Source organism: Serratia sp. JKS000199 (assembly GCF_900215455.1).
Taxonomy (GTDB): Bacteria; Pseudomonadota; Gammaproteobacteria; order Enterobacterales; family Enterobacteriaceae; genus Serratia; species Serratia ureilytica.
Genome location: NZ_LT907843.1, coordinates 176936 through 196068, shown reverse-complemented (window position 1 = coordinate 196068; position 19133 = coordinate 176936). Strand labels below are relative to the sequence as shown.

The following is a 19133-nucleotide window of genomic DNA, read 5'->3' as shown; positions in this document are numbered from 1 at the left end:
AAAATGCAGCAAAAACGGGTCGTGCTTAAGCTGGTGATCGTCTGTATGACGCTGATCGCGTTCATCTGGCTAACCCGCGGTTCGCTGTGCGAACTGCGCATCAGGTTGGGAGACTCGGAGGTTGCGGCCACTTTGGCTTACGAATCCGAACGGTAAGGCAACCCAACGGCGGGGTTCGCCCCGCCCGTTGGCTGATGGTGTCAGGCAGGATCCACGAGCACCCGCCTTTTCAGCCGCTGACCGTCAGCTTGTCATAACCGCGCAGGCGGTAATTCACCACCGACACCAGCCAGCAGAAAATGAACACGGCGATCACCCAATAGCCCATCTCCCCCAGATGATCGTTGAGCCGCGCCACGGCGTCCCACAGCGGGCCGGACAGCGCCAGCTTGTCGGCGATAAGTCCGAGCGCTTCGATGCCGCCGATAAACACCGCGATGATCACCGACGCCGCCGTGATGGTCATGTTGTAGTACAGTTTGCGGATCGGTTTGGAGAACGCCCAGCCGTAAGCGCCAATCATCACGAAGTTGTCGATGGAGTCGATCAGCGCCATGCCGGCGGCGAACAGCGCCGGGAACAGCATGATGCTCCACAGGTTCATGCCGTGGCCGGCGCCGGCAGCCGAAATCCCCAACAACCCGACCTCGGTGGCGGTGTCGAAGCCCAGGCCAAACAAGAAGCCCACCAGGTACATGTGCCAGCTCTGATTCACCAGCCTGAACAGCGGGCGGAAGCAGCGCGCCAGCGCACCGCCGCCGCTCATCAACAGATCCAGCGATTGATGCGCAGGCAGCTCGCCCGCCTTCACCTGCCGGAAAGCGCGCCACACGGAGATCAGCACCAGCAGGTTGATAAAGGCCACCGTCAGCAGAAACAGCGCGGACACCAGCGTGCCGATCAAACCGCCGGTTTCGTGAAACCAGCCCATCTGTCGGCTGAACATCATCGCCGTGGCGGCAATGGCGGCCGAGGCCAGCACCACGATGGTCGAGTGGCCGAGCGAGAAGAAGGTGCCGACCGCCACCGGCGTTTTGCCCTGTTGCATCAGCTTGCGGGTCACGTTGTCGATCGCGGCGATGTGATCGGCATCCACCGCATGGCGCAGACCAAAACTGTAGGCCAGCAAGGCGGTGCCCATCAGCGCCGCATTGTCTTTGAACACCGCCAGCGCCAGCAGCCAGACAACGACGTTGACCGCCACCAGCCCCAGCAGCAGGGATACCGCCCGCCGCCGGGCCGCGCCATGCAATCCTTCGGAAATTACCGCCATACCCACACTCCCGTATTCTCGTTATGTTGAAATCAATGGATTAGCGCCGCGCCGCGATCACCGCCGGATTGGCGCTCAAAAACAGCCAGGACGCGATCACGAACGGCATGGTCAGCGACGGCATCCCCAGCGGAGCCAGCAAAGTATTGAAAGCCCCCTGCACCAGCACCGTGAAAATCACGCCGAGCAGCGTATAGATAAGCACCCGCCGGCCGGGCGGGTTGAAGACGGAACCCAGCGCCACCGCCGTCAGCACCGCGCTGAAAGCATACAGCCCGGCGAAGACCGCCTGCGGATCGGCGCCGATCGCCAGCGCGGTGATCACCGCCAGCAAGGCGCCGAAAAAACCCAGCGCCATCGCGCGCGGCGACGAAACCGCCAGCCCGAGCAACAGCAGCACGCCGCCGCTCACGCTGCTGCACAAAAAGACCTGGGAGACGCCGTGCAACGCACCGCTCAACACCTCCGCCAGGTCGGGATGCGGGTTGAACACCGCGCCGTCGGCCGGGATGGCCGCCGGCGGCAACCGCACATGCCGCAGATGGCTGAACGGGTAGCTGGCCAGCAGCACCGTCCAGGTGGTCAGCACGAAAGGCGCGGTCAGCGCCGCGATCTTCCAGGTACGCAGCAGCCGATTGAGGCCGACGGTGACGATCACCGAGATCGCGCTGCTGAAGATCACGCCGATCCACAGCCAGACAGAGGGCAGCAAAAAGGTCGGCAGCGCGGCGCCGACCAGGCAGCCGTTGTAGCCATAGAGACCTGTGCGCAACGCTGTGCGATCGTCCACCAACCACGCCGCGCTGAGCGTCGCCGCCGCCGTGCCCAGCAGGCAGCCGAAGGCCACCTGCGGTAGCCCCTCTTCCCAGGCGCCCACGAAAATGGCGATGAAAAACAATAATCCGGTCAACGGGTTATTTTGAAACATCACCTGCGAACAGCCGCGCAGCACCGCATCCGTCACCGCCGCTATTCGGCTGCGGGCGCACAACGCCGCCCAACTCCACTTTGTCGTCATGACCGCTTCCCGCTGCAGACTAGCGCCAGATAAAAGGCTCGGGCAGCGTCACGCCCAGGATTTCCTCCCGGGCGACGCGCCAGAAAGCGCGAATCGCCGCCTTCACCTGGCGCGCCTCTTTGCCCAAAGCCTTAAAGATCAGCCCGCACTCATTGGGCAACCGGCTGACGCCGCTGGCGATCCCCTCAGCCTCGTCATAGCGGGGCGCGATGCGATCGAGGATCCGCTGATGATGCTCGGGCGGCGTCAGCAGGATCACATTGCCGAACACATCGAACGGCCCCATCACGCCGACCCCGTTCAGCGGATGTTTATGCGGTTCCAGCACATAGCGCTCGACAAACAGCGTGTTGCCCTCGGGGCGACAGGCGCTGATGCGCGAAGAGTAAACGTCGAATCTGAAACCGCGATCCGCCTGATGGTGTTTGCGTCCCGACATCAGGATCTCGCCATAGAGCAGCGTCGCCGTGGGGTGCAGCGTAATGCGGGTATCGGTAATGAAGCGCGAGCCGCAGTGAGGGATCACCGGATCGGGCATCATCTCCAGATAGCTGCCCTCTTCGAGCGTCAGCGTCTGCATCTGCGCCGCGTAGTTATTTTCCATGGCGTGGATCTTGGTCGCCGATTGAGTGGTGACATGCCCGCAGGCCCGGGGGGCGACCTGCACCTCGAGCGTCAGGCGATCGCCCTGCAAGATGCAGCCCGAGGTGGAGATGACGAATACGCACGGCATCTGCGGCAGCGCCTCGTCCCAATACAGCGCCCGCTGCACCAGAAATGGCACGCGCCGCTCCATTTGCCGCAGCACGCTGCGATGCCCGTTCAGCGCGAACCCCAGCCGCAGATAGCCGGTTTTGCCCACGCCGCCGCTGGCCATCTGCGGCGGTTCGTCCTGGTAGGCGGCCAACTCCGGCGCGTCGGCGCCGAGTTGCGCCACGCGCCTCGCCGCTTCGCTGACGGCCGTCATACCGCCGCCGACGGCGCGTGGGTGAACAGGAAATCACGCATGATCATATCCACCAGTTCGTCGATGCCTTCGCCGGTTTTGCAGTTGGTGAGGATATAAGGCCGCTCGCCGCGCACCACGCGCGTATCGTGCTCCATCACCGCCAGGCTGGCGCCGACGTACGGCGCCAAATCGATTTTGTTGATCACCAGGATGTCGGCCTGCACCAGGCCCGGGCCGTTTTTGCGCGGGATCTTTTCACCTTCGGCGACGTCGATAACGTAGATGTAAAAGTCCGCCAGCGCCGGGCTGAAGGTCAACGTCAGGTTATCGCCGCCGCTCTCGATCATCACCACGTCGCTGTCCGGGAAACGGGCCTCCATCTCCTCCACCGCGGCGATATTCATGCTCGGATCCTCGCGCACCGCGGTATGCGGGCAGGCGCCGGTTTCCACGCCCAGAATTTTCTCCTCGTCGAGGATCCCCTTGAGCGTGCGCTTGACCTGTTTGGCGTCTTCGGTAGTGACGATGTCGTTGGTGATGATTAACGGGCTGATGCCCCGTTCGATCAGACGCGGCGTAATGACTTCGATAATCGCGGTCTTGCCCGAGCCTACCGGGCCGCCGATGCCAATGCGGGTAATTTTCTTCACTCTGCTCGTTCCTTTGTCATTAGTTGCTGAACAGTCGGGTAAATGCGCCGACGTGCAGCGCGGCCAGGACGTCGGTCACCGGCGCGTAAGAGGCCATTTGTTCAACGCCGCCGCGTTCGGCTTCGTCACAAAAAACGTCGATGTCCCGGTTGAGTTGAAACAGGATGCGTTGGGTGTCGATATGGGTGACGCGCATCAGGCGCATGGCGGCGCTGAGAATGGTCATCGCCACGCCGTACTGGTGCATCACCGCCACCTCGCGCGGCCCCGCGCCCAGCGCCGTCATCACTACCGCCTGCGTCACCGGATAGGTGCCGGCGGCGCGGCCGGTTTTGATCTGCTCAAGCCACCAGACCACCTGGGGCTCATCACAGATGGCCGCCGTCATTTCCGCCAGCTTCTTTCCCATCCTCACCACCATGCTGCGGCCTTCTTCATTCAGCTTGCGGTTGAACAGCGCCCAGTCGTGCCCGATAACCGCCTCGCGATCGCCCCCCTGCAGCGCCCGGCAGGCCGCCGCGACCGCCCGGCCGTCGCCGCCCGCCGCCTGTTGCAAAGCGGTGCGGGTGAACGATTTCAGCGTGTCGACATCGCGCACGATGCCGGCCTGGATCGCCGACTCGACGCCATTGGAAAAGGCAAACGCCCCCACCGGCAGCACCGAGTCGGCAAACTGCAGGATGCGAATCAGCTGAACAGCGTTCATTTCAATTTGATCACATGCTGACCGAGGAATGGGCTGTCAACATGCACATGGGTGGCGGAATCCTCCGCGCCGCCGAACAGCAGGCGCGCTTCGGGCTGGGTCAGATGCGGCAAAATGCTTTCACCCTTCACGAACGAATAAGGCAGCGCATGAAAGCCGTGGGTTTTCATCACCGAATCCATCACCTTGGTCGCCACCGTCAGCGGAATAAAGATGCGATCGCCCTTGATGACTGACTTCCAGTGCTGATTGCCCAGCGCATGCCCCAATTCGAACGCGGTCTTCAGCACCGTAGCCATATCGGTCGCCAGCAGCGACTCAAGATGGATTACCATCACATCGCGCAGGTTCATCTGCACCACCACCGCGCTGCGGTTCGCTTCGTCCCAAAGCAGCACATCGCCGTCGGCCAGCACCTGGTGACGATCGAGGGAAATGCCGAGATCCTGACCATCGCGGGTGGTTTTGCGGCAGCGGCTTTTCTGCGCCTCCCACTGCGAAAGCGCCAGCACGTCCAGCGAGGCGTGTTGCAAGCGCTCACGCCAGTCGGCATCCCGTTTGATATTGCCGAGTATCTTTTCAATCACGATCATGAGCGGCGGTTCCTAGCTGAAGAAGTAGCGTTGATTAAGCACGGCGGTGGCGATCGGTTTCACCGTGGCGTGTTCGCCGTTGACCTTGACGGCGAAGGTTTCGGGGTCCACCTCGATGTGCGGCGTTTCCGCATTGCGCACCATGTCCTGCTTGGAGATCGCGCGGCAGTTATGCACTGCCATCACCTGCCGCTCCAGCCCCAGTTTCTCTTTGATGCCGTCGTGCAACGCCGCGCCGGAGACGAAGGTGACGCAGGTTTCCTGCAGCGATTTGCCCATGGCGCCGAACATCGGTCGGTAGAACGTGGGCTGCGGCGTCGGCAACGACGCGTTGGGATCGCCCATCACCGCCCAGTTAATCATCCCACCCTTGATCACCAGCTTCGGCTTGGCACCGAAGAAGCGCGGCTCCCACAGCACCAGATCGGCCATCTTGCCGACCTCGACCGAACCCAGCACGTGGCTGATGCCCTGCGCGATCGCCGGGTTGATGGTGATCTTCGCCACGTAGCGCAGCACGCGGAAGTTATCGTGTTCCGCCGCATCTTCCGGCAGCTTGCCGCGCGCGGCTTTCATCGCGTGTGCCGTCTGCATCACCCGCAGCCAGTTTTCGCCAACCCGCCCCATCGCCTGGGAGTCGCTGGAAAACATCGACAGCACGCCCATGTCGTGCAGCACGTTTTCCGCGGCGATGGTTTCCGGCCGCACCCGGCTTTCAGAAAACGCCACGTCGGCCGGCACATTGGGGTTGAGGTTGTGGCACACCATGATCATGTCGAACAGTTCGGCCTGACTGTTGATGCCGAACGGCAGCGTGGGGTTGGTGGAGCTCGGCAAGACGTTCATCTGCGCGGCGACCTTGATGATATCCGGCGAGTGCCCGCCGCCGGCGCCTTCGGTGTGGAAGGTGTGGATAGTGCGCCCTTCGAAGGCGTCGATGGTGTCCTCGACGTAGCCGCCCTCGTTCAGGCTGTCGGTATGCACCGCCACCTGAATATCCATGTCGTCGGCCACCCGCAGCGCGTGGCGCAGCGCGGAGTTGGTGGCGCCCCAGTCCTCATGCACCTTCAGCCCGGCCACGCCGGCGGCGATCTGTTCGACCAGCGGCGCAGCGTGCGAAGCGTGCCCCTTGCCGAGCATCCCCACGTTGACCGGCATGCTCTCAAAGGCGCGCAGCATGCGGTGGATATGCCAGGGCCCGGCGGTCACCGTGGTGCCGTTGGAACCGTCGGTCGGCCCGACGCCGCCGCCGAAGAAGGTCGTCACGCCGTTGGAGAGCGCATGTGCGGCCTGCTGCGGCGAAATGAAATGAATGTGCGTATCGATGCCGGCGGCGGTCAGGATCAGGTGTTCGCCCGAGATGGCGTCGGTGCTGACGCCCACCACCATGCCGGGCGTGACGCCGTTCATCATCGCCGGGTTGCCGCTTTTGCCAATGCCGGCGATCAGGCCGTTTTTAATGCCGACGTCCGCCTTGATCACCCCTTGCCGGGCGTCCAGAATGGTCACATTGGTAATGACCAGATCCAACACATTGTCGCTGGTTAATCGGTTATCGGCGCCCATGCCGTCGCGCAGCGACTTACCGCCGCCGTAGACCGATTCCTCACCGTAACCGCGCAGATCTTTTTCTATTTCAATAAACAGTTGCGTATCGCCCAAGCGAATTTTATCGCCGGTGGTCGGGCCGAACAGCCCGGCATATTCCTGCCTGGAGATCGTTGGCATGCTTTATTCCTCGTCCGTCTTGATGGGCGCCTGGTCGCGGTTTTTATAACCCAGCTCAATAGTTCGCTTTACATCTATAGTTTTCTTTACTCTTTCACCGGCGGCTACCGGGCTGTCGCCCGCCCAACCGTCCACCAGATTATTAAAACCATAAACCGTTTGCTTGCCGCCGATGGCAATAAGCGCCACCTCGATTTCATCGCCGGGTTCAAAGCGGATCGCCGTCGTGGCGGTGATATTTAACCGTTTACCAAAGGCGGCGGCGCGATCGAACTGCAGCGCTTTGTTGGCTTCGAAGAAATGAAAGTGTGAGCCGACCTGAATAGGCCTGTCGCCGGTATTGCGCACCGTTAAAATAACCGTCTCGCGATCTTCATTGAAGGTGATGGGACTTTCGGACAGGATATAGCCGCCTGGCGGCACGTGCTTTTCTTTGTCATGCTTTTTCATCGGAATACCTGTGCTGATAAGATTCGTCCATGGGATTCAGGAAGGCCATCGGCGCTTATTGAATAGGATCGTGCACCGTCACCAGGCGGCTGCCGTCGCTGAATATCGCCTCGACCTGCACATGCGGGATCAAGTCCGCCACGCCGTCCATGACGTCATCGCGGCTCAAAACCTGCCGCGTGTCGTTCATGACTTCTTCCAGCGTTTTTCCCTCGCGGGCGCCCTCCAGCGCCGCGGTGGTAATAATGGCCACCGCCTCGGGATAATTAAGCTTTATCCCTCTGGATTTTCGTTTTAATGCGACGTCAGCCAAGGTATAGACCATCAGCTTTTCGATTTCTCTTGGCGTTAATTGCATGGAGCACTCCGATCTCGATAGAAATAATCAGACAAAGTGAGGCCAAAGGTTACTTATAGTTAATAACCTTGCGTTATTTATTTACGATTGTCCGACACTCGAATAATCTAGGGGGTAATATTGAGATAATCAACCCGCTGCTTTATTCAAACCCAAGCATGAGCTGTCCCATTTCCTAAAAAAGTAACGGCGACGTGATAGTTTTTATCGATAAAAAGTCTTTTTTCATCTTCCCACTCCCACAATAAAACGATCAAAAAAAGAACGGATGGCGTTTTTTTATTTTAATTACCGTCATGAAATCCAGATAAATAAGCACTGCCCTTATGGATGGCATTAATATTAAAGACATGTAACCAACGGTCAGAAAATATAATTAAATTTACAAATAAGACGCGAGTGAAAATACCTTTTTAGTTAAAAACAATTTATCTATTCTGTTACTGATGCCAATAAGTTATTAAAAAAAAACCCGGCCGCAGCCGGGTTTGCCTCATTACTGTCGGGCTCTTCAGCCTTGCTGACGAATGCGCGCCAACAGCGCGTCGATATGCTCGATCTGCGGCGCATTGACGATCAGCGTGCGCCCCAAACCCAGCGCATGACGCTGACAGTCGAGGCGCATGTCGGCGTCGGCGATGCTGTCCAGATCGGCGACGTGCGCCAGGCCGATAGTGCGCCGAATCAGCTCGGTGCCGCAGTACCCTACCGCATCAATCCAGACCTGCTGCAGGAACTGCTCGGCGTAACCCGGCGTCGCCAGCGCCGCATCGCGGCTTTGCTGATGGCACAGCGCCAGGAAACGATCGGCAAAGATCAGCCACAGCTCGCGCACATCCTGCAGACGCTGCTCGCGCCCGGCGGCGGCGTCGCGCGGCCCGAACAGCCCAGGCTGGCCGCAATAGTTGAGCAGCAGATTGCCTAACGCAGTGCCGACATCGAAACCGATCGGGCCGTAGAAACCGAATTCAGCGTCGATCGCTTTCAATCGCCCTTCCGCCACGAAAATTGAACCGCTGTGGATATCCCCGTGCAACAACGCCTCCGCCTTGCTGAGAAAGCGGTGTTTCAGGCCGGCGACCGCCAGCTTCAGCGGCGCATCCTCACGCAGCGCCTGCACCTGCGGCAACAGCGCCGCCTCAAACTGATTGCGCTCATGGTCGATATAGGGATCGGTAAAGAACAGATCTTCGGTGATCTGGCACAGCTCGGGGTTGGTGAAGCGGCTGACTTCCGCTTTTTTCTGCTGCGCCGACTGATAAAAATCGGAGGTGTGGAACAGCGTCTGCGCCAGGTATTCCGCCAGCTGACCGGCCGCCAGCGGATGATAGTTCCCCTGCACCAGTTCGCTGCGCCAGATGCGATGATCGGAGAGATCTTCTTGCACCATCACCGCCAACTCGGGATCGTGGTGCAGGACTTTTACCGTATGTCGCGGGCAGAAACCGCCGTGGATCAACAGCGTTTCCGCTTCGATGCGCGCCCGATCCAGCGTCAGCGGCCAGGATTCGCCCACGCAGCGCACGTACGGCAACGCCTGTTTGACGATCACCCGGCTCACGCCTTCGCGATCGCGGATCTTAAACACCAGGTTCAGGTTGCCGTCGCCGATCTCGTCGGCGCTGACCAGCGCCTGCGGATCGGCCACCTGCCCGTATTGGCGGGCGTATTCAACGGCATCGGCAGCCGTAAACGTACGATAAAGCGACATTCCCCAACCCCTCTGTTCTCTCTCGCTGCCCCCAGCGATTCTGTTTATTTAGACGTAAAAGCATTTGGACGTCTATACATCCGGAAGTCATGTTGGCAGAATAGCGTTTCAGATGCAATAACCTCGCAACAAGGAATTAACCGCCGATGCAAGCGCTTAACACCACCAGTTTGACCCTGCGGGACAACCGCCTTTGGATCCTCGATCAGCAAGCCCTGCCGCAGGAAAAGCGGTGGCGCGCCTGCGACAGCGTGGAGGAGTTGGTCGGGCACATTCACAGCCTGCGGGTGCGCGGCGCGCCGCTGATCGGGCTGTCCGCCAGCCTGCTGTTGGCGCTGCTGGCGGAACGCGGTGTGCCGCGCGCCGAGCTGGAACAGGCGCTGCACACGCTGCGCGCCGCCCGCCCGACGGCGGTTAACCTGATGAACAATCTGGATCGCATGAAGCTGGCGCTGGCGGAGCCGGACTGGGCGCCGGCGGTGGTGAACGAAGCGCTGCGGCTGGTGGAGGAAGATCGCCGGCTGTGCGATCGCATCGCCGATCACGGCGCTGGGCTGGTCAAGCCCGGCAGCCGCCTGCTGACCCACTGCAATACCGGCGGGTTGGCCACCGCCGGCGTCGGCACCGCCATCGGCGTGCTGCTGCGCGCCCACCAGCAGGGCAAAGTGCAACAGGTATGGGTTGATGAAACCCGGCCGCTGCTGCAGGGCGGCCGTCTGACCGCCTGGGAACTGGGCGAGCTGGGCATTCCCTATCGTCTGATCTGCGATTCGATGGCCGCCAGCCTGATGGCGCAGGGCCAGGTCGATGCGGTGTGGGTCGGCGCGGATCGCATCGCCGCCAACGGCGACGTCGCCAACAAGATTGGCACCTACAGCCTGGCGGTGCTGGCGCACTACCATGGCATTCCATTCTACGTGGCTGCCCCGCATACCACCCACGATCCGCACTGTCCGGACGGCGCCGCCATCCCGATCGAGCAACGCGCGGCGGCCGAAGTCACCGGCGTTTCAGGCAGCTTCGGCGCCTGCCAGTGGGCGCCGGCCGATGCGCCGGTCTGCAATCCGGCGTTCGACGTCACGCCGGCCAAGCTTATCAGCGGGTGGGTGTTCGACAGCGGCGTGATCACGCCGCAGCAGGTTGAAGCGGGGATTTTCCAGCGGGCGCTGGGTTAACGCCCGCCGGTTGACGATCAGTCCAGGCGCGGATAGGCATCGGCGATCGTGTCGCCGGTGAAATGCGCCACCCAGCCTTCCGGGTTGTCAAATACCCGGATCGCGGTAAAGTGCGGCGCCGAGCCCATATCGAACCAGTGACGGGTGTTGGCCGGCACTGAGATCAGATCGTTCTTTTCGCACAGGATCTGGAAGATCTTGCCGTCCAGATGCAGGCAAAACAACCCCGCCCCTTCAACGAAAAAGCGCACTTCATCCTCGCCGTGCGTGTGTTCGGACAGGAATTTTTCGCGCAGCGCCTGACGCTGCTCGTGGTCCGGCCGCATGCTGATCACGTCCCAACTCTGGTAGCCCTTTTCCGCCACCAGCCGGTCGATCTCATGCTGATAGGCGGCGATCACCGCCTCCGGCTGCGGGTTGTCGCCCAACTCGCGATCCGCCTGCCAACGCTCAAAGCGCACGCCGATCTGCGCCAGCTGGCGCTGGATTTCCTGCGCGTCGCGGCTCTGCCACAGCGGCTGCTGCGGTGCTGTATCACTGAAAATGGTCAATCCACTCATGAGACAAACTCCCCTAAATCGATGTGATCAAAACGGCTGACCTGCGGATGCCGGCTCTGTGCGTCCGCCTCATCGCGGATCAGCTGGCAGGTATGCCAGCCGGCGGCCTGCGCGGCGTCCAGCTCCTGGTGAATATCGGACAGGAACAGCAGTTCGTCGGGCGCGATGCCGATAGCCTGCGCGATGTTGCGGTACGACGCGGTTTCACGCTTGGCGCCGACGCGGGTGTCGAAATAGCCGCTGAACAGCGGCTGCAGATCGCCGGCGTCGCTGTGGCCGAACAGCAGCTTCTGCGCCTCCACCGAACCGGAGGAATAAACGTAAAGCTTCAGCCCCTGGCGCTGCCAGGCAGCCAACTGCCCGGCGACCTCCGGATAAAGATGTCCGCGGAAGTCGCCCTCGCGATAGCCGCTGCGCCAGATGATGCCCTGCAGCGCCTTGAGCGCGGTGGATTTGCGATCTTCATCCATAAAGCGATACAGCGCGGCGATCAGCGTATCGAGATCCGCCTGCGGCTGGTCAATTTCAGCGCGCAGCGCCGCCAACGGCGCGGCGACTTCGCTCTCCGTGGCGTGACGGCGTACAAAATCCGCCAGCCGCTCGCGGGCATAGGGAAACAGCACCTGATGCACGAAGCGAATATCGCTGGTGGTGCCTTCAATATCGGTCACGATAGCGCGGATCATTTCGCCTCCAGCAAGCGACGTTGCAGTTCACACTGGAACAGGAATTCCAGCCCTTCGAGATGGCGGCGGGCTTCCGCCACCTGGCTTCCCCAGCAATAGAGACCGTGGCCGCGCACCAGAAAACCGTACTGCAGCGGCGTGACCTCGGCATAGGCCGCGACGCGCGACGCCAGCCGGGGAATGTCCTGATCGTTATCGAAAATAGGGATCGCCACGCAGTCCAGGTGGCTGCGCTGACCGGCGAGCGACTTTTGCATTTCGTACCCCTGCAGCACCAACGCATCGCCGCGTTCCACCCGCGACAACACGGTGGCGTTGACGGAATGGGTATGCAACACCGCGCCAAGGTGCGGGTACAAGCGATAGAGCAGCGTATGCAGCCCGGTTTCCGCCGACGACGTACGGCCGCTCGGCACGTGATTGTCAGCGATATCCACCCGCAGAAAATCGGCGGCGCTCAGGCTGCCTTTGTCTTTGCCGGACTCGGTGACCAGGCACTGGCGTTCGTCGAGGCGCAGCGACATGTTGCCGCCGGTCGCCGGACACCAGCCTTTGTCGCCAATCCAGTGGCAGGCCGCCAGTAATGCGTTAAGTTGCGGATTCTCCGTCATTGTTATCGTTTCCCGTTCGGTATAGCGGTCAGCAGGTGAGGCTTAGCCGGCTGCGCGACAGGCTAAGCACTTTTTCGCATTTAGCCATCTAAGCGTCTTGATTGCCAAATACTAGCATCGTGTTATATTGACGGCAATATAAGCGCCTGGAGTATTCACCTGCTATGAGCACTTCCGCATTGATTCCCGACAGTAAACTGCCTGCCCTGGGCACCACCATCTTCACCCAAATGAGCGCGCTGGCGCAGCAGCATCAGGCGATCAACCTGTCGCAGGGCTTCCCTGATTTTGACGGGCCGGACTATCTGAAAGCACGCCTGGCCTGGCACGTCGCCCAGGGCGCCAACCAATATGCGCCAATGACCGGCGTGGCGGCGCTGCGCGAAGCCATCGCCGACAAAACCGCCGAGCTGTATGGCTGGCAGCCGGATGCCGGCAGCGAAGTGACCGTCACCGCCGGTGCCACCGAAGCGCTGTTCGCCGCCATCACCGCGCTGGTGCGCCCCGGCGATGAGGTGGTCTGTTTCGATCCGAGCTACGACAGCTACGCGCCGGCGGTGACGCTGGCCGGCGGCGTACTCAAACGCCTCGCCCTGCAGCCGCCCGCATTTGCCGTGGATTGGCAACGGTTCGCCGCCGCGCTGTCTCCGCGCACCCGTCTGGTGATCGTCAATACGCCGCACAACCCGTCCGCCACCGCCTGGCAGGCGGAAGACATGCAGCAGCTGTGGCACGCCATCGCCGAACGCGAGATCTACGTGCTCAGCGACGAAGTCTACGAACACATCTGCTTCGCCAAAGGCGGGCACGCCAGCGCATTGGCCCACCCGCAGTTGCGCCAACGGGCGATCGCGGTGTCCTCCTTCGGTAAAACCTTCCACATGACCGGCTGGAAAGTGGGTTACTGCGTGGCGCCCGCCGCGCTGAGCGCCGAGGTGCGCAAGGTGCATCAATACCTGACCTTCTCGGTCAACACCCCGGCGCAGCTGGCGCTGGCGGATAGCCTGCGCGCCGAGCCGGAGCACTGGCGACAGCTGCCGGCATTCTACCGCGCCAAGCGCGACCGCTTCGTGCAAGCGCTGGCGAGCAGCCGACTGGAAATTTTACCCTGCGCCGGTACATACTTCTTGCTGGCGGACTACAGCGCCATCTCCGATCTGGACGATGTGGCGTTCTGCCATTGGTTAACCGAGCACGTGGGCGTGGCGGCCATTCCGCTGTCGGTCTTCTGTGCCGATCCTTTCCCCCATAAATTGATCCGGCTGTGCTTCGCTAAACAGGACGCCACGCTGGATGCGGCTGCGGAGCGGTTATGTCGACTTTAAAAATTACCCTGTTGCAGCAACCTCTGGTCTGGCGCGACGGCCTCGCTAACCTGGCCGCCTTCGACGCGTTGCTGGCGCCGATCGTCGGGCGCGATCTCATCGTCTTGCCGGAAATGTTCACCACCGGTTTTGCCATGGATGCCGGCGAGAGCGCCCTGCCCGAACAGCAGGTGATCGACTGGCTGCACGGCTGGGCGGTGAAAAGCCACGCGTTGATCGGCGGCAGCGTGGCGCTGAAAACCGCCGAAGGCGCGGTCAATCGCTTCCTGCTGGTGGAGCCGGGCGGCCAGGTGCATGCCTATGATAAACGCCATCTGTTCCGCATGGCCGGCGAACACCTGCACTATCAGGCCGGCAACCGGCGCGAAATCGTCGAGTGGCGCGGCTGGCGCATTCTGCCGCAGATCTGCTACGACCTGCGTTTCCCGGTCTGGGCGCGCTATCAGCAGGATTACGATCTGGCGCTGTACGTCGCCAACTGGCCGGCGCCGCGCAGCCGCCATTGGCAAACGCTGCTGGCGGCGCGGGCGATTGAAAATCAGGTGTATGTGGCGGGCTGCAACCGGGTGGGCGATGATCCGAACGGCCTGAACTACAGCGGAGACAGCCTGATCATCAGCCCGCAGGGCGAGATCCTGGCGGATGCCGAGCCCGGCGCAGCCGCGCGGCTGGACGCCGAGCTGTCGCTGGAAACCCTGCAGAGTTACCGCAGCGCCTTCCCGGCCTGGCGCGATGCCGACAGCTTTCTGCGTCTTGACTGATTAAACGCGATCCCAGTCGGCGATCGTCAGGCAATAGGCCTGGATCGCCAGCGCTACGTCAGCCTGCCGCACCGCTTCAGCCGGATGATGGCTGACGCCGCCGGCGCAACGCACGAACAGCATGCCGACCGGCCATTGCGCCGCCACGGCGATGGCGTCATGACCAGCGCCGCTCGGCAGCGCCAGACTCTGCCCCTGTACCTGCTCGACGGCCGCCTGCCAGCGGCGCTGCAGATCGCTATCGCAGGCGGTGGCGTCAATGCGGTAAAACTCCTCGCTGGCGAAGCGCGCTCCGCGGCGTGCGCAGATCGTCTGCGCCTGCGCCAGCAACGTCGCCAACAGCGCCGCCAGCGGCGCATCCTGCGGGCCGCGCACGTCGAGCGTCAATCGCACTTCGCCCGGGATCACGTTGGCCGCGCCCGGCAGGCTCTCGATGCAGCCGACGGTGGCCACCAGATGCGGATCGGCGGCGAGGGTCAACGTTTCAACCGCCGTTATCCATTCCGCCGCGGCCGCCAGCGCGTCTGTGCGCTGCCCCATCGGCACCGTACCGGCATGGCCCGCCTCCCCGCTAAAGACGCAGTTAAGCCGACGCGCGCCGTTGATCGCCGTCACCACCCCCAGCGCCAGGTCGGCCACCTCCAGACATGGGCCCTGTTCGATATGCAATTCCAGATAAGCGCGGATTTCCTGCGGCGCGCGGCGCGCCTGCGCGATCGCCGTCGGCTCCAGCCCGAAGTCGCGCATGGCCTGCGCGATGCTCACCCCGTCCGCGTCAGTCTGCGCCAGCCATTCCTGCGGCCATTGGCCGGTCAAGCCGCGGCTACCCAGCAACGTCACGCCAAAGCGAGCGCCCTCTTCGTCGGCAAAGCCGATCACCTCCAGCGCCAGCGGCAAACGGCGCCCCTGGCGGTGGTATTGCGCCACCGTTTCCAGCGCCGTGAGCACGCCGAGCATGCCGTCATAGCGCCCGGCGTTGCGCACCGTGTCCAGATGCGAACCGAGCAGCAGCGCGGGGGCGCCGGGCGTTAGCCCTTCATAACGGCCACAGATATTGCCGACGCTGTCTTGCCACACCCGCATGCCGCTCTCGCGCATCCATTCGCCCACCAGAACGTTGGCGCGCCGATGTTCCGCAGACAGATAAAGACGCGTCAGTTTACCGGGCTCCGCGCTGATCGCCGCCAGCTCGTCACAGCGCGCCATCACCCGCGCGGCGGCCTGCTGCGCCTCCTGCGGCGTCATTCTGGCCGTCCTGCATCGTACAGGTTCCAGGCCGCCTGGAGGGCCTCCCCCTGTTGCGTGGCGAAGCCCAACCGGTTCAACACCGCCTCCAGCGCCGCCAGCGTTTGCAGCACGCAATCTTTGCGCGCGTTGTAGCCCATGGTGCCGATGCGCCAGATCTTGCCCTGCAGCGGGCCGAACGAGGTGCCGATTTCGATAGCGAAATCGTTCAGCATCATCTGCCGCACCTGCTCGCCGTGCACCTGCGGCGGGATCATCACGCCGAGCACGTTATTCATGCGGTGCTCGAGATCGCCGAACACCGCCAGCCCCATGCCTTGGATGCCCGCCAGCATCGCCGCGCCGTGCAGCCGGTGGCGGGCAATGGCCTGATCCAGCCCTTCCTCGAGGATCACCCGCGCGCATTCTCGCGCCGCGAACAACATGCTGGTGGCTTCGGTATGGTGATTCAGGCGTTCCGGCCCCCAATAATCCATGATCATGCCGAGGTCGAAATAGTTGGAGTAGATCATCTCGTCGTCGCCGTCGGCATGTTCGGCGGTGCGGATCCCCTCCTCCACGCATTTGCGACGGCGCACGATCTCTTCAAACTGCGGGCTGAGGGTGACCGGCGAACTGCCGGAAGGGCCGCCCAGGCACTTCTGCAGCCCGGCGGAGACCGCATCCAGCCCCCAGGCGTCGGTCTCCAGCGGGTTCCCGCCAAAAGACGCCGTCGCATCGGTATAGAACAGCACGCCGTGGCGGCGGCAGATATCGCCCAGCTCATGCAGCGGCTGCAGCATGGTGGTGGACGTATCGCCCTGCACCGTCAGCAGCAGGCGCGGGCGCACCCGCTTAATCGCGTCTTCGATGCGATCGGCGCTGAACACCTCGCCCCACGGCGCGTCTATCGTGTGTACCTCGGCGCGACAACGGCGGGCAATTTCGCACAGCAGATGTCCGAAGCGGCCGAATACCGGCACCAGCACCTTATCGCCCGGACGAATGGCAGAAACCAGCAGCGCCTCGATGCCGGCGCGCGAGGTGCCGTCCACCAGCATCGTCCAGCGGTTTTCGGTGCGGAACAGCGCGCGATACAGCGCCATGACCTGATTCATGTAACCGGTCATTGCCGGATCGTACTGGCCGATCAGTTGGCTCGACATGGCACGCAGCACGCGCGGATCGGCGTTGATCGGCCCCGGCCCCATCAACAGGCGCGCCGGCGGGTTAATCTGTTCGAACTGCGGAGTAGTTAGCATGTTATTTCCTTACCAGCTTAATAACTTGTCATTTTATTTGCCGAAATCAGGCTTCTGACAACCCGCGCACAGAAGCGATAAACTGTTTCAATTCCTGCGTTTGCGGATTGGCGAACAGCGTGCGGCTATTTCCCTGCTCCCACACCTTGCCCTGGTGCATAAATACCACCCGGTCGCCCACCTCGCGGGCGAAGCTCATTTCATGAGTGACCAGAATCAGCGTCATGCCCTCTCGCGCCAACTGTTCCAGCACCTTCAGGACTTCACCCACCAGCTCGGGATCCAGCGCCGAGGTGATCTCATCGCACAGCAACACCTTCGGTTTCATCGCCAGCGCCCGGGCGATCGCCACCCGCTGCTGTTGCCCGCCGGAAAGGTTGGCCGGCGCGTAATGCATGCGCTCACCCAACCCCACCTTGTTCAGCATCTGTTCGGCCAACTCGCGGCACTCGGCAGCACTTTTTTTCAGCACCCGGCGCGGCGCCAGCATCACGTTTTCCAGCGCCGTCATATGCGGGAACAGGTTGAAGTTCTGAAACACCATGCCAATCGAGCGGCTGATTTCACGCGCCTGCGAATCGCGATCGGTGATGGTCATGCCGCCCAGTTTGATGCTCCCTTCCTGATACCCCTCCAGCCCGTTGATGCAGCGCAATAGCGTGCTTTTACCAGACCCGCTGCGGCCGATGATCGACACCACCTGCCCCATGTCGATATCCAGATCCACGCCCTTCAACACATGATTCTGACCGTAATATTTTTGAACCTGATTAATGGTGATGATCGGCATGGCATTTCTTCTCCAGATAATGGCTGTAACGCGACAAGGGATAGCACATCAGGAAATAGCCCAATGCGACCAGACCAAACACCTTGAAGGGCTGATAAGTCACATTGTTCAGCATGGTGCCGGCCTTGGTCAGCTCGACGAAGCCAATGATCGACGCCAAGGCGGTGCCCTTGATCACCTGAACCGAGAAACCGACGGTCGGCGCAATGGCGATACGCACCGCCTGCGGCGTGATGACGCGCATCAGCGTCTGCGTGAAACTCAGCCCGAGACAACGGGCTGCCTCCCACTGACCTTTCGGCAAAGCGGCGATGCTGCCGGACCAGATATCCACCAGAAAAGCGCTGGTGAATAGCGTCAGCGCCAGTGCGGCCGCGGTCCATGGGCTGACGTCGACGCCGAACAGCGCCAGACCGAAAAACGCCAAAAACAGCTGCATCAGCAGCGGCGTGCCCTGAAACAGTTCAGCGTAAACGCGGACAAAACGCATTGCCCAGCGGCGCTTGCTCAGGCGCATCAACACCAGCGGCAGCGCCACCAGCGTGCCGCCGAAGAACGCCGTCAACGACAGCAGCAGCGTCCAGCGAGCCGCCAACAGCAGATTGCGCACGATGTCCCAATCGGTAAACGTCAGCATCAGTTCCGGCTCCCTAAAAAACGCCGCCCGGCGGCCAGTAACAGTTGACGCATCAACAGCGACAACAACAGATAAAGCAGCGCCGTCACCAGATAGACTTCAAAGCTGAGGAAGGTGCGCGACTGGATCAGGTTGGCGGCGAAGGTCAGCTCTTCGAATGAGACCTGCGACACCACCGAGGATCCCAGCATCACGATGATGCACTGGCTCACCAACGCCGGATAAATACGCTGCAGCGACGGCGGCAGTACGATGCGTAAAAAGGTCTGGCTGCGGCTGAGCCCCAACACGCGCCCCGCTTCCCACTGCCCCTTCGGCGTGACCTGAATGCCGGCACGAATAATTTCGGTGCTGTAGGCGCCAAGGTTGATCACCATCGCCAGCAGCGCCGCCTGCCCGGCCGTCAGTTTCCAGCCCAGGCTCGGCAGGCCGAACACGATGAAGAACAACTGCACGACGAACGGCGTGTTGCGCACCACTTCGACGTAAACGCCCCAAAGGCGGCTCAGCGCGCCGGCCCGGCCGCTGCGGATCGCCGCGCCGCAAATGCCCAGCGCAACCCCCATCAACGTCGCCAGCGCCGTCAGCGCCATCGTCGTCAGTAACCCCGCCAACAGCTCAGGCATGTAGGGCCAGAGCGCGGAGAAATTCAGCTGATAGGTCATC

Annotated in this window: 22 protein-coding genes; 4 read left to right on the top strand and 18 right to left on the bottom strand. The window is 62.0% G+C overall.

Features of this window, described 5'->3' with window-relative positions:
- Positions 1-3: 3 nt before the first annotated feature.
- Entirely contained in the window at positions 4-156 is a 153-nt protein-coding gene (locus CPH57_RS00970; protein WP_004930217.1) for a Hok/Gef family protein, read from the top strand.
- A 73-nt stretch (positions 157-229) separates the two neighbouring features.
- On the opposite strand, the gene CPH57_RS00965 is transcribed toward CPH57_RS00970, so the two are convergent.
- From CPH57_RS00965 to mtnK, 10 genes are all read right to left on the bottom strand, one after another.
- Positions 230-1273 carry a HoxN/HupN/NixA family nickel/cobalt transporter gene (locus tag CPH57_RS00965; RefSeq protein ID WP_046688284.1) on the bottom strand — a complete coding sequence of 348 codons (1044 nt, stop codon included), beginning with the start codon at positions 1271-1273 and terminating at the stop codon, positions 230-232.
- Positions 1274-1313: 40 nt separating this feature from the next.
- Positions 1314-2291 carry an urea transporter gene (yut, locus tag CPH57_RS00960; protein WP_033641971.1) on the bottom strand — a complete coding sequence of 326 codons (978 nt, stop codon included), beginning with the start codon at positions 2289-2291 and terminating at the stop codon, positions 1314-1316.
- Positions 2292-2310: 19 nt separating this feature from the next.
- A complete protein-coding gene (locus tag CPH57_RS00955; RefSeq protein ID WP_033651014.1) occupies positions 2311-3258 on the bottom strand; it encodes an urease accessory protein UreD in 948 nt (315 codons plus the stop codon).
- Complete coding sequence (ureG, locus tag CPH57_RS00950) at positions 3255-3890, bottom strand: urease accessory protein UreG (RefSeq protein WP_033641969.1); 636 nt, start codon at positions 3888-3890, stop codon at positions 3255-3257. Before ureG ends, CPH57_RS00955 begins: the two co-directional genes overlap by 4 nt.
- A 19-nt stretch (positions 3891-3909) precedes the next feature.
- Positions 3910-4596 carry an urease accessory protein UreF gene (locus CPH57_RS00945; protein ID WP_042783734.1) on the bottom strand — a complete coding sequence of 229 codons (687 nt, stop codon included), beginning with the start codon at positions 4594-4596 and terminating at the stop codon, positions 3910-3912.
- Positions 4593-5189, bottom strand: coding sequence for an urease accessory protein UreE (ureE, locus tag CPH57_RS00940; RefSeq protein WP_033651011.1), 597 nt, complete (start codon positions 5187-5189; stop codon positions 4593-4595). Before ureE ends, CPH57_RS00945 begins: the two co-directional genes overlap by 4 nt.
- A 12-nt stretch (positions 5190-5201) precedes the next feature.
- Positions 5202-6917, bottom strand: a complete 1716-nt coding sequence (locus CPH57_RS00935; protein WP_033641966.1) for an urease subunit alpha — start codon at positions 6915-6917, stop codon at positions 5202-5204.
- Positions 6918-6920: 3 nt separating this feature from the next.
- Positions 6921-7367 carry an urease subunit beta gene (locus tag CPH57_RS00930; protein ID WP_096241914.1) on the bottom strand — a complete coding sequence of 149 codons (447 nt, stop codon included), beginning with the start codon at positions 7365-7367 and terminating at the stop codon, positions 6921-6923.
- Positions 7368-7422: 55 nt separating this feature from the next.
- Entirely contained in the window at positions 7423-7725 is a 303-nt protein-coding gene (locus CPH57_RS00925; protein WP_025160087.1) for an urease subunit gamma, read from the bottom strand.
- A 511-nt stretch (positions 7726-8236) separates the two neighbouring features.
- Complete coding sequence (gene mtnK, locus CPH57_RS00920) at positions 8237-9436, bottom strand: S-methyl-5-thioribose kinase (RefSeq protein ID WP_047572570.1); 1200 nt, start codon at positions 9434-9436, stop codon at positions 8237-8239.
- A gap of 146 nt (positions 9437-9582) precedes the next feature.
- Here mtnK and mtnA point away from each other — a divergent pair, with 146 nt between their 5' ends.
- Complete coding sequence (gene mtnA, locus CPH57_RS00915; RefSeq protein WP_060659920.1) at positions 9583-10611, top strand: S-methyl-5-thioribose-1-phosphate isomerase; 1029 nt, start codon at positions 9583-9585, stop codon at positions 10609-10611.
- Positions 10612-10628: 17 nt separating this feature from the next.
- Here the strand turns inward: mtnA and CPH57_RS00910 are convergent, their stop codons facing one another.
- From CPH57_RS00910 to CPH57_RS00900, 3 genes are read right to left on the bottom strand one after another with little or no spacing between them, the layout of a single operon-like run.
- Positions 10629-11171: an acireductone dioxygenase gene (locus tag CPH57_RS00910; RefSeq protein WP_033641961.1), complete on the bottom strand. Its 543-nt coding sequence runs from the start codon at positions 11169-11171 to the stop codon at positions 10629-10631.
- Positions 11168-11857, bottom strand: coding sequence for an acireductone synthase (gene mtnC / locus CPH57_RS00905; protein ID WP_033641960.1), 690 nt, complete (start codon positions 11855-11857; stop codon positions 11168-11170). The genes CPH57_RS00910 and mtnC overlap by 4 nt, the downstream gene beginning before the upstream one ends.
- Positions 11854-12468: a methylthioribulose 1-phosphate dehydratase gene (locus tag CPH57_RS00900; protein WP_096241913.1), complete on the bottom strand. Its 615-nt coding sequence runs from the start codon at positions 12466-12468 to the stop codon at positions 11854-11856. The genes mtnC and CPH57_RS00900 overlap by 4 nt, the downstream gene beginning before the upstream one ends.
- 164 nt (positions 12469-12632) lie before the next feature.
- Between CPH57_RS00900 and CPH57_RS00895 the strand changes: the two genes are divergently transcribed.
- Positions 12633-13793: a pyridoxal phosphate-dependent aminotransferase gene (locus tag CPH57_RS00895; RefSeq protein WP_096241912.1), complete on the top strand. Its 1161-nt coding sequence runs from the start codon at positions 12633-12635 to the stop codon at positions 13791-13793.
- Positions 13781-14554, top strand: a complete 774-nt coding sequence (locus CPH57_RS00890; protein ID WP_033641957.1) for an amidohydrolase — start codon at positions 13781-13783, stop codon at positions 14552-14554. Before CPH57_RS00895 ends, CPH57_RS00890 begins: the two co-directional genes overlap by 13 nt.
- On the opposite strand, the gene hpxK is transcribed toward CPH57_RS00890, so the two are convergent.
- The 5 genes from hpxK to CPH57_RS00865 are packed head-to-tail and all read right to left on the bottom strand — an operon-like array spanning position 14555 to position 19132.
- Entirely contained in the window at positions 14555-15799 is a 1245-nt protein-coding gene (gene hpxK, locus CPH57_RS00885) for an allantoate amidohydrolase (RefSeq protein WP_096241911.1), read from the bottom strand.
- Positions 15796-17040 carry an alanine--glyoxylate aminotransferase family protein gene (locus CPH57_RS00880; protein WP_033641955.1) on the bottom strand — a complete coding sequence of 415 codons (1245 nt, stop codon included), beginning with the start codon at positions 17038-17040 and terminating at the stop codon, positions 15796-15798. The genes hpxK and CPH57_RS00880 overlap by 4 nt, the downstream gene beginning before the upstream one ends.
- Positions 17041-17086: 46 nt before the next feature.
- Positions 17087-17830, bottom strand: a complete 744-nt coding sequence (locus tag CPH57_RS00875; RefSeq protein WP_033641954.1) for an amino acid ABC transporter ATP-binding protein — start codon at positions 17828-17830, stop codon at positions 17087-17089.
- The gene (locus CPH57_RS00870) at positions 17811-18467 is read right to left on the bottom strand and encodes an amino acid ABC transporter permease (protein ID WP_033641953.1); all 657 of its coding nucleotides are present in this window, start codon (positions 18465-18467) and stop codon (positions 17811-17813) included. Before CPH57_RS00870 ends, CPH57_RS00875 begins: the two co-directional genes overlap by 20 nt.
- Positions 18467-19132: an amino acid ABC transporter permease gene (locus tag CPH57_RS00865; protein ID WP_033634112.1), complete on the bottom strand. Its 666-nt coding sequence runs from the start codon at positions 19130-19132 to the stop codon at positions 18467-18469. The genes CPH57_RS00870 and CPH57_RS00865 overlap by 1 nt, the downstream gene beginning before the upstream one ends.
- Between the last annotated feature and the right edge of the window lies 1 nt (position 19133).